Source organism: Parashewanella curva, from assembly GCF_003675895.1.
GTDB classification, from domain to species: domain Bacteria; phylum Pseudomonadota; class Gammaproteobacteria; order Enterobacterales; family Shewanellaceae; genus Parashewanella; species Parashewanella curva.
In genome coordinates, this window is record NZ_ML014784.1 from 1 (window position 1) to 9,790 (window position 9,790).

Genomic DNA, 9,790 nt, shown 5'->3' on the forward strand with positions numbered 1-9,790 from the left:
CAGTGAAGTCACCAAATGGGTGAAGTATCAACTGGATAGCCGAGCCCACCCAGAGCAAGCCTATAACCTGTGTTTAGGCGTATTAAACCTTTCTAAAACCTACTCAAACGAACGCCTGAACAACGCTTGTGCTATCGCCAATCAACACAAGCTTTATCGTTACCGACAAATCAGTGACATCCTCAAAAGTAACCAAGACAAGCTGGTGAATAGCAAGCAACAAAGCTTTGATTTACCCCAACACCACGAAAATGTTCGTGGCTCAGATGCCTTCCACTAAGGAGAATAATTATGATGATCGAGCCTTTAATCGCACAGCTGCGGCAGCTGAAATTATCCGGCATGGCACAGGCCTTACTTAGTCAACAAGAGCAATTAGGTCATTACGGTGACTTATCATTTGAAGAGCGACTGCAATACATCGTTGAAAGTGAATCACTTTATAGAGACAACCGTAAACAACAACGACTGCTACGCAATGCAAAACTCAAGTTAAGTGCAACGGCCTCAGAAATCGACTATCAACATCCAAGAGGGCTGAAACGCAGCCAGATGACGGGCCTTATCCAATGTGAATGGGTAAGCAAAGGACAAAACGCCTTACTAACTGGACCATGTGGCTGTGGGAAAACCTACTTAGCTTGTACGCTGGGGCACAGTGCTTGTCTCAAAGGCTATAGCGTCCGTTATTTCAGGCTATCACGATTACTGCTAATGCTCTCACAAGCTAAAGCTGACGGAACATACCAAAGGCTGCTAAAAACTTTAGCGTCAACACACTTACTTATCATCGATGACTGGGGGCTAGAGCCGCTTACAGCGGCTAACCGTAGTGACTTAATGGAAATCATGGACGACCGACATGGAACGAACTCAACCATTATGATAAGCCAACTACCGACTGAGCAATGGCATCAAGCTATCGGAGATAACACACTGGCTGATGCCATTTTAGATCGGTTAATGCATAACGCTCATCGGCTGAAATTAAAGGGGGAATCTATGCGAAAAAAAGAGGAAATCTTGACTGATGGTGATCAAATAGACTAAAAATGCATAAAGGTTGGTGCTCTGATGTGACGCTTGATCACGATGGGCAGGAATCAGCGATCATATCCGCAGGAATACGCATTTATTTAATTTAGGAGAACATACACGCTCCCTAGCTTTGTATGTGATTAATATTTTTCATAATTCGAGTTGCCATGAACATTTAGGTATTACTCAAGTCAAAACAAAATTCGGTAAAAATTGGCATAACTGTTTTCTTGGTTTCCTTTTAAAAAAATAAAGGTTGTACGTTATGGCAACTTCAGCTTCAGTAGCAACATCAGTTCTACCCCCAATGGTTCAACACGCCCTATACTACAAAAGTTTTTAGCCTCATAAAATCTTGTATTTCAATTTGTAATTTGTCACTAGGGTTCAACACTCCCACTCCAGCAGGAGTTCCTGTCAGCACGATATCATTAGGTTCGAGAGTAAATGCTGGCTGATGTAACTGAGTAAATTAGGGATATCAACCAGCATATCTTTGGATTGTCCATGCTGCTTAAGTTGCCCATTGATAAATAATTTATATTCTAAAGAGCTAAGATCGTGATTTGCGAAAGGAATGAAACCAGTGATAGGGCAGCTGTTATCAAAGGCTTTGGCTATTTCCCATGGGTGCCCTTTCGATTTAAGCTCTGCTTGTAAGTCTCGATACGTTAAATCTAACCCCGCACCAATTCCAGATATCGCTTGTTCAGCTTGTTTCGGAGTCGCTTTCGTTAACGTTTGTCCAATCAAAATAGCCAGCTCTGCTTCATAATGAACAGGGTAAGGTGCTTGGCTAACATTAATCGCTTGGTTGAAATCACATAATGCTGTTGATGGTTTTATAAAGAGTAAAGGTTCTGTAGGAATAGGGTTGTTTAATTCTTTAGCGTGTTCAGCATAGTTGCGGCCAACACAAACAATTTTTGATGTCATCATATTTTCTGTTTATTAATTTATTTTTAATCAAAGAGTTGTCTCATTTGATTTGTTGTCTAATCAGTCAGAGACTGAAATTACCATAATGCAGGTGCTTTTAGTATTTTTGTATGAACTTTGTTTATGCACAATACTTTAAATTAGAACGAGCTGATCTTTTGTGTTTGTTTTTGCAGCCAATACTTCGGACAGTTTTTGATTGGTCGTGCCTCAATATTTAGTAAGTCATTGAATTTTAATGAATCTGTGTTTTCAGATTCAATTTATAAAATTATGTAAATTCAATTACTTATAAAAAGTGTCCGAACCATTGTGCAGCTATAATTGCAAAAAAGTTAATTGAGTTCGGAGCGTTAATGACCTTACCTAAGCTGTCAAAGCAAGTTGTTCAATATGAAGTGGCCCGCCATGTATGGGAAGGAAAAGATTTATCTTCAATCACTTTATCTAATGGAAAAACATACAGTGTTGGTTTTGGTGAGGATGGTGTTTTGTCTGCATCGAGAAAGTCTGAATACTCGGGCGTGAAAGATGCCGTTAAATCGCTTTTTATGTATTGCCTTAAGCTTGTTGGTATTGATCGTAGAACGTCTGACTACATTGTTCAAAGTATGTATGAAGAGCATATCCATCCGTCTAATTTATATGATGACGATGATTGTACTATTCCGAATGGAGCTCCTTTTTTAACAAACGTTTGTGAATGGAAGTCAAAATCAACATTCCAAGAGCAACGGGTTATTAATCAGTCATTTAATGTTCCAGAAGCTGATAATGACATTAAGTTCACTAGAGCTTACGGTTTTAGTAGAAAAACCTGCCCTATTTTAAATAAACGCTTAAATCATAAAAATGCCATTGTGTTGATCGTAAATGGGAAACCGATAACAGTCTCAAGAGAAGGGTTAAGGGTTTACTTTTTATATGATTTCCCTGATGTAAACTTGGGAGTTAACCCTAGTGAAATTAATCCAAAAGATATTGTGCCTTTAACAAAAGAAAACTTAACTTGGCGCAGTTTCAAGGATTGGCTATACCAAGATGTTGAATTAGAGGAAGCAAAAGAGGCATTACCCTTAGAAAAAGAGGGGGTGCCTCTAGAAGATGAAGAACCAAGTTTTGTAAAAGAGGTTCTTGTAAATGAAAACGAAGCCAAACCCCGTTCAGTTGGCAAAAAGAATAAGTCGGAGAGAAGTAATAAAGGGCTCCCAGATATAAACCTAGGTAACCTAGCTTTATATCTGGGAGCCTTATTTGCACCTTATCTCGAATCCATTAAGCCGTTTGTTTCTGTTCAATGTATTTATCAACTAAGCGTTCCAAAATCGATAATGGAACCGCACCATTTTTCAGCACCACATCATGGAATTCTGCAAGATTAAACTTATCGCCTAACTGGTTTTTAGCTTTTTCTCTTAGCTCCAAAATCTTCATCATACCGATTTTGTACGATGTTGCTTGACCGGGCATTACGATATAACGTTCGATTTCAGACACTACATCACTTTGTGCCATACCTGTATTGGCTTTCATATAATCAATAGCCTGTTCACGAGTCCAACGCTTATGGTGAAGACCTGTATCAACAACTAGACGGACAGCCCTGAATAATTCAGCTTGTAAACGGCCGATATTATCTTGAGGGTGTTTTTGGAACCCTAACTCCCAAGCGAGTTGCTCAGCGTACAATGCCCAGCCCTCAGTATAAGCAGTAAAGCCACCCATTTTACGCAAGAAAGGTAATCCTTCTAGCTCCATGCCGATGGCAATTTGGAAGTGATGACCAGGAATACCTTCGTGGTAGGCGAGGGTCCGCATGCTGTATGTCGGTGTAGCTTTGATGTCATACAAATTAGCAAAGAATCGACCCGGGCGAGTGCCATCTAAAGATGGTTGCTGATAATAAGCACCAGGTGAAGTTTTTTCTTTAAACTCTGGAATTCGTACTACTTCCATTCCTGCTTTAGGGCGAATATTGAATGCGTCGTCAAGGCCAGCATCTATTTCATCAAGAATGGTTTGATAGTCCGCTAAAATCTGCTGACGACCATCATCATTATCTTGGTAGTAATATTGTTCATCAGCGGCTAGATCTTCGATTGTTTGTGAAAAGCCATTATCAGTATTGATATTCAGCTTTGTCAGCTCAGCTAAAATTTCTGATTGGATTCTGTCTACTTCGGTAAGACCTAAGTTGTGGATATATTCAGGGCTATAATCGGTGGTAGTGAAGAAAGCTAGAGCTTGTTTATAAGCTTGGTTGCCACCGGGAAGTCGCCAAAAACCAGCATCAGTAGTCGCTTCTGGCTTCAGCTTAGTAAAGTAGTTGATCAAAGCTTGATAAGCAGGATAAACGTTAGTTTCAATAGCTTTATTAGCTTCAGCTAAAACTCTTTGTTTTTCGGTAGGATCTAGGTTATCTATTTTATCTAGCTTATCTTTGAGCGATGAAAATAAAATATTTTCTTCAATTGGTGTCGCTACAAAACCATTCATTTCGTCTATTACGCGCTCAATAACAAACTTCGGAGGAATGATTTGCTTTTGCTCTCTAATTTTCAGTCCTTCGAGGTTCTGAGAAAATTTAACAGGGACTTTATTTAATCGAGAAATGTAGTTATCTGCATCTTCGATGCTAGTTACTTGATGTTGAGCTTCCATAAAGCTTGGAAAATTATTTTGTAAACCAAACAGCTGATTTACAGGGTAGTTATGATGACGGTATTCATAAGAAGAATCTAAAAAGTCCAAGAGATATAACGTGATTTCTTTAGATAGCTGATCATTCTCATTAAGATCTGCATCATCATACTGTTCTACAAGGACTCTGATTTGCTTGGCTTTATTGAACATCCTTTCTAATACTTGAGGGCGGTCATCATCTAATTCAGCATTATGGCCTTTGATGCCTACAGACTCTAAGAAGCCTAATGAAGTTAATGTTTCTGGGCTTTCGAAAGCAATTTTTACCATTTCTCTATCGAGTAATGAGCTCAGTCTAACCGGTTTGTCTGCATACCATTCGTGGGCAGCAAAACTGCCACCTAAGCCGATAGCAACAGCCAAACTTATCCCAGTCCATTTAAATATCTTTTTAACCATTAGGGTTCTCCTTATTTTGTTAACACAAGGTTAACATTGTCGTTTTTAGGAGAACAATGGTGAAAATGTAACAGTGTTTTAGGTTATGGCATTCATAGATTGAAGCTGAATAGAACCCATAAAGATTGATGAATGTTTTGCAAGAGCAACATTTTTTCATTATGAATCATAAAAAACGTTAAAGGTCTCGATATGGCTACATCTCTTTCAGCAGTAACTGGTAGCACCTCTTCACCTTCGGACTCAGCAGCATCAAATCCAGAAGAAAAAACTGTAACTGTTTTAATCAATTCAGATAGTGAAAAGACTTATTACTTAAAAGGCGTTAACCCAATCAACCCTGTCCACGCTGCAGCCTCGATGGCTCTGATCGAGTTTTTTATTACTCATGGGAAGATTCCTGATATGCATACGCTTAAAAAAGGCCGTACTAGTGTGACAGTTGATGGTCATAAAATTAATTGTATCGTCGAGACTTTCGATGCAGAAATGGGTACTCACCGCGAAATGGTTACATTTTTTGAAGGGAGTGACATGACTAAGCCGGTAACTTTGAATTGTCTTTGTTCTGCAACTGCTGAAGGGATGGGACACTTATTATTACATAATCAATCATTAGTAAAGTTGAAGACAAGCTCTCTAGTTCCAACTAGTTTTATGTATGAGCAATATGAGCCTAAAAAGGAAACAGAAAGTGGTCATCCTGTAACAGGTCTCTCAAAACGTTTTATATTGACCAAAGGGATGGAAGATAATTTGTTTGAAACGATTTTATTACAAAATGACCTATCTACGCCTTCTAGTCAGGATGAAAAAAATCTATGTGAAGCCCTAATAAGTAGGTTAGACACTAAAACGACTATTAAACTCATAATGCAGTTTGCTGATGGTCTACAAAAGTTATTGCAAGCTGGCTATGACCTGTCAATGATTTCCATTTCAGATCTTAGTATTGACCAAATTTCAGCAACGGCCTATTTAAAGGAGTGGCAAAAGTTAATGCCTGTTGCAACATCCTCAGAGAGTGAAGCATCAGTAGCTGTAGAGCCTTTTTATAGTGTTGAATGTGAAAAAAATTTACTTCTATTATTAATGAATATCATCGTTTGTTTTTCAGGAAAATGTGCTAAAAGATTGAAGTCTGATATTAAAAAAATGTCTTCCTCAGAGAGCCATAAGCCTATTTCTGAAAGTAAACTAAAAGCAGCTGTTAAGTCTTATCTAAAAGGCTTGTATTATGACTGGAAAAAAACAACTGAAACCAGTTCTCAGACAGTCTTGGATGATATTACTGTTATTTCCCCTTGTTTTACGCCCATTGAAAATATGCTTATTCTAGTTTTATATATGGCGCCAAATAAAAAAAGAGCTCAGCCAAGCCTATCTACTGTTGTAAGACATTTAGAGCGAATAAAAGAACAATGGCAATCTCAATCGAGATTAAGCTTAAATGAATGCACCCAGGATTCGGGATTATGAAGAATACATGGAGAATGTATCAGTATTTGATGGGAAACTTCTTCGAAGTTTATAAAGTCGTGGCATTACACGCCTTAATGCTAAGAGCACTTTATGATACTGCGTATCATGCAGCTAAAGTCATGGGCTGTCTGCCCACACCCGACCAAGAAAGGGGTCAACAGCAACCCCTCTCTTGGATCTCTCCATGCCGCCCCGATGAAGCTAAGCGTTTCTAATGAGATTGAAAAAATGTCTAACGGCTCTGATGGTACATCCATGTACCTCAGAGCCTAGCCTGACGTCCCTGTCAGGCTTACGCCATTTTAAATTCAATCTCATTTGAAACAGCTTCGAGGGGGTATTGAAATCTGCAACGGCGTTAATTCAAATTAAGGGTGTTTAATTTGTTACCTTATATCTATGAATGTTGATAACATCCAGTTTGGAGCTTTGTTAATTAAATGGTAGTGAAGTTCATTCAGTATCGGTTTATTTTTAAGGATAGAATAGTGACAAATAAATTTAAAAATAAAAGCTTTAAACCAACAGTATTACAAAATCATTTGACTTACCCTGTTTCTGCAGATTCAATAAAAAATCGTATTTCTGTGCTTAAAGCAGTGTTTAATGAAGTTGAAGAAACACAAGTCAAGTATAGAGATTTACTTGTTAAACTAGATAAAAATCAGCAAAAACTAACACTGCATGATGACAGCGATGAGCACTATAATTACTGCTATCAAGATGAACTAATTGATCTTGAGTTTAATTTTTATCGTGTAAATAGGATATCATCAATTTTAAATATGTATGCATTTTTGGAACATACTTTAAATCGCATTTGTCATCAAAAACAGTTGAAATACAGTTTGCCAATATCAGTATATGATCTAAGTGGAAGCGGTATTGAAAGGGCTAAACTATATCTAAATAAATTTAATTTAGTTAATTTTGCAAGCAATATATGTCAAAGTGCTTGGTGTAATTTGACTAATCTTAATAAGCTGAGGAACGCATTAGTACACGGAGAAGGTGATCTTGATTATACAAAAAAACTAAAAAAGGAACAGATTATAAATATCAAGGGGCTTGATCTTCATGGCTCGACAATTTTGATATCTAACGAATACGTTATTGATGCGCTAGATAATATAGAAAAATTTCTAACTTTTGTGTGTGAAGACAGTAAATAATAAAATAATAGTAAAGTCGGATAAAATATTTATTTTATTAATTTAAATTTGAAAGTATTAGCTTTGATTGTGAGGTGTGGAGAGATCAAGGGGGTGGGCAGAGTGCCCACGACCTTAAAACTTCTTTGGTTTCCACTTCTGTAATTCAACAGGAATAGAAATCCCTTGAGATTGTAGCAAGTTAATACGCGCTTGATAAGCTGCCCCAACCATTAAATGACGAGCTAAATCAGCGGCATTTCGAGCTTTATAGTCATCTAAATAAGAACCAGCTGCCCATGCGTTGAATGCGCCTAGTGCTGGTCCTGCCCAGATTTGATAATCCATTTCTCTGCCAGACTCGCCTTGGTTTGACCAACGGCTAGAAAGCCCTAGATACCAACGGAAGATCAATGCCATTTTTCGTTTTGGATTGTCCAAAGCACGCTTAATTTGTTGTGGGTCACGTTCATTGAAATGCTCAACGGTACCTTGCCAAATGTCGTCTAAGCTGGCTCTGAAAACTTGTTGCTCTAGCTTAGCTCTTTCATCGGCTGGAATCGCTTCAATCGAATCATAGCGAGTGTAAATTTCATAAAGCTTGTTAGCTCGCATTGGGAATAAAGTACCGCGTTTAACCACTTGCAGTTTTACACCCATTTCAAACATATCAGCGGCTGGTGCCATGGTCACATCAGCCATTTCTGTGGTCGATAATAGTTTGCGAGTGTGTTCACTGGCTCCAGCTTCAACACACGCTTGGTTGATCGAACCTGTGACTATGTATGCCGCTCCCATGTTGAACGCAGCTAATGCCGCATCCGGTGTACCAATACCACCGCCAGCACCAACACGCAGTGGAGTAGGGTATTGATATTGAGCCTGCATTTGATCTTTTAGGGCAATCAATGTCGGTAACAATGTCACTAATGGGCGATTATCGGTATGCCCTCCAGAATCAGCTTCGGCAGTGATGTCATCCGCCATTGGCACTTGCATTGCCATTTGCATTTGATCTTCTGTGATCAATCCTTCATCAACCAATGGTTTTAGCAGTTTTTCTGGGGCAGGCGCCATAAATTGTTTGGCGACTTCGGTGCGGCTGACTTTAGCGATGACTTTGTTATTGATTTGGATGTTGCCTTGCGGATCTCGGCTCAAACCAGCAGCGCGATATAAGACGATTTGCGGAGTTAGCGCTAAGAATGCAGAAGCCTCAACGGTTTGTACTTTATGTTTCAGGTACAGTTTTACGCTACCCCATTCAAGTGCTGGTTCACTTGGGCTGTGAATAAGGTTAAAGGCAAATGGGCCATTTGGTAGCTCTGCTTGAATACGTTTTATGGCGGATTCTACTCGACTTGGAATTAATCCCGCTGCACCAAATGAGCATAAAATGCCAGCTTTACCTAAAGCAATAACCAGTTCTTCTGATGAAATACCGTTTGCCATTGCGCCAGCGTAATAGGCGTATTTAACACCGTGAACGCGTCGGAAATTGCTGTCACCTAAGCTTTCGGTGCCAAGAGCTGGGGCAAAGGCACTGACCGGATATTGATGATCTAATACTTGATAGGCAGGTATAACGACTTCTGCTTGATGACTGCACGCCAACCCTTTCTCAGAATGGTTGACGATATAACAAGGTTGATTCAAGTCTTGTAGTGCTTGGCTCAAAGTGTTGTTATCGAAATTCAGTTCCGACTTATCAACCTGCCACGGCCAAGGGCTAATTTTGTTGTTATTGTCTAATTGCAATGTCATCGTTGTTCCTAAATGCGGTTAAACATTTTGTATATTTATTTTTTCAATTTCATTCAAGGGCAATAGTGCTGTTGTATAAACAAGCTTAAGGCCTCTTTTCAATATGCTATATGGTACAACCTAACCTACGCCAACCGAAGCGCACGTCCATGTGCTGATGACCGTTACATCCTGTAACGGACAGTTGGCTTAAGGTTAGGTTGTACCTATCTAGTTCATAGCTTGTTCGTGAACTGCTAATTTTCACTTAATTCGGGAAAAGATAAATAATAAGCTGAATGTCTGAGGCATGGATGCCGATGCCAAGCGCCCAT

7 protein-coding genes and 2 pseudogenes are annotated in these 9,790 nt (G+C 39.1%); 6 read left to right on the forward strand and 3 right to left on the reverse strand.

The window, feature by feature from the left end; translation table 11 throughout:
- Nucleotides 1-280: pseudogene (locus tag D5018_RS21705) on the forward strand (IS21 family transposase); the annotation flags it as partial.
- A 14-nt stretch (nt 281-294) separates the two neighbouring features.
- Nucleotides 295-1,050, forward strand: coding sequence for an IS21-like element helper ATPase IstB (istB, locus tag D5018_RS12240; protein ID WP_121839307.1), 756 nt, complete (start codon nt 295-297; stop codon nt 1,048-1,050).
- 310 nt (nt 1,051-1,360) lie between these two features.
- On the opposite strand, the pseudogene D5018_RS12245 reads toward istB, so the two are convergent.
- A pseudogene (locus D5018_RS12245) lies at nt 1,361-1,977 on the reverse strand (fumarylacetoacetate hydrolase family protein).
- A 356-nt stretch (nt 1,978-2,333) separates the two neighbouring features.
- On the opposite strand from D5018_RS12245, the gene D5018_RS12250 reads away from it, so the two are divergent.
- A complete protein-coding gene (locus D5018_RS12250) occupies nt 2,334-3,359 on the forward strand; it encodes a hypothetical protein (protein ID WP_121839290.1) in 1,026 nt (341 codons plus the stop codon).
- Here D5018_RS12250 and D5018_RS12255 read toward each other — a convergent pair.
- A complete protein-coding gene (locus D5018_RS12255; RefSeq protein WP_121839291.1) occupies nt 3,253-5,079 on the reverse strand; it encodes a DUF885 domain-containing protein in 1,827 nt (608 codons plus the stop codon). The two genes, D5018_RS12250 and D5018_RS12255, sit on opposite strands and share 107 nt — an antisense overlap.
- A gap of 192 nt (nt 5,080-5,271) precedes the next feature.
- On the opposite strand from D5018_RS12255, the gene D5018_RS12260 reads away from it, so the two are divergent.
- The 3 genes from D5018_RS12260 (at nt 5,272) to D5018_RS12270 (ending at nt 7,733) form a co-directional block, all read left to right on the forward strand.
- Nucleotides 5,272-6,558 carry a hypothetical protein gene (locus D5018_RS12260; protein WP_121839292.1) on the forward strand — a complete coding sequence of 429 codons (1,287 nt, stop codon included), beginning with the start codon at nt 5,272-5,274 and terminating at the stop codon, nt 6,556-6,558.
- A complete protein-coding gene (locus tag D5018_RS12265; protein ID WP_121839293.1) occupies nt 6,555-6,776 on the forward strand; it encodes a hypothetical protein in 222 nt (73 codons plus the stop codon). Before D5018_RS12260 ends, D5018_RS12265 begins: the two co-directional genes overlap by 4 nt.
- A 273-nt stretch (nt 6,777-7,049) precedes the next feature.
- Nucleotides 7,050-7,733 (forward strand): hypothetical protein, encoded by a 684-nt coding sequence (locus D5018_RS12270; RefSeq protein WP_121839294.1) that lies wholly within the window; start codon nt 7,050-7,052, stop codon nt 7,731-7,733.
- Nucleotides 7,734-7,847: 114 nt separating this feature from the next.
- Here the strand turns inward: D5018_RS12270 and D5018_RS12275 are convergent, their stop codons facing one another.
- Nucleotides 7,848-9,476, reverse strand: coding sequence for a PfaD family polyunsaturated fatty acid/polyketide biosynthesis protein (locus D5018_RS12275; RefSeq protein ID WP_121839295.1), 1,629 nt, complete (start codon nt 9,474-9,476; stop codon nt 7,848-7,850).
- Nucleotides 9,477-9,790: the final 314 nt, after the last annotated feature.

Coding starts and splice junctions, on each gene's coding strand:
- D5018_RS12275 (WP_121839295.1), bottom strand. CDS start 9,476: ATGACATTGCAATTAGACAATAACAACAAAATTAGCCCTTGGCCGTGG.
- istB (WP_121839307.1), top strand. CDS start 295: ATGATCGAGCCTTTAATCGCACAGCTGCGGCAGCTGAAATTATCCGGC.
- D5018_RS12265 (WP_121839293.1), top strand. CDS start 6,555: ATGAAGAATACATGGAGAATGTATCAGTATTTGATGGGAAACTTCTTC.
- D5018_RS12260 (WP_121839292.1), top strand. CDS start 5,272: ATGGCTACATCTCTTTCAGCAGTAACTGGTAGCACCTCTTCACCTTCG.
- D5018_RS12255 (WP_121839291.1), bottom strand. CDS start 5,079: ATGGTTAAAAAGATATTTAAATGGACTGGGATAAGTTTGGCTGTTGCT.
- D5018_RS12250 (WP_121839290.1), top strand. CDS start 2,334: ATGACCTTACCTAAGCTGTCAAAGCAAGTTGTTCAATATGAAGTGGCC.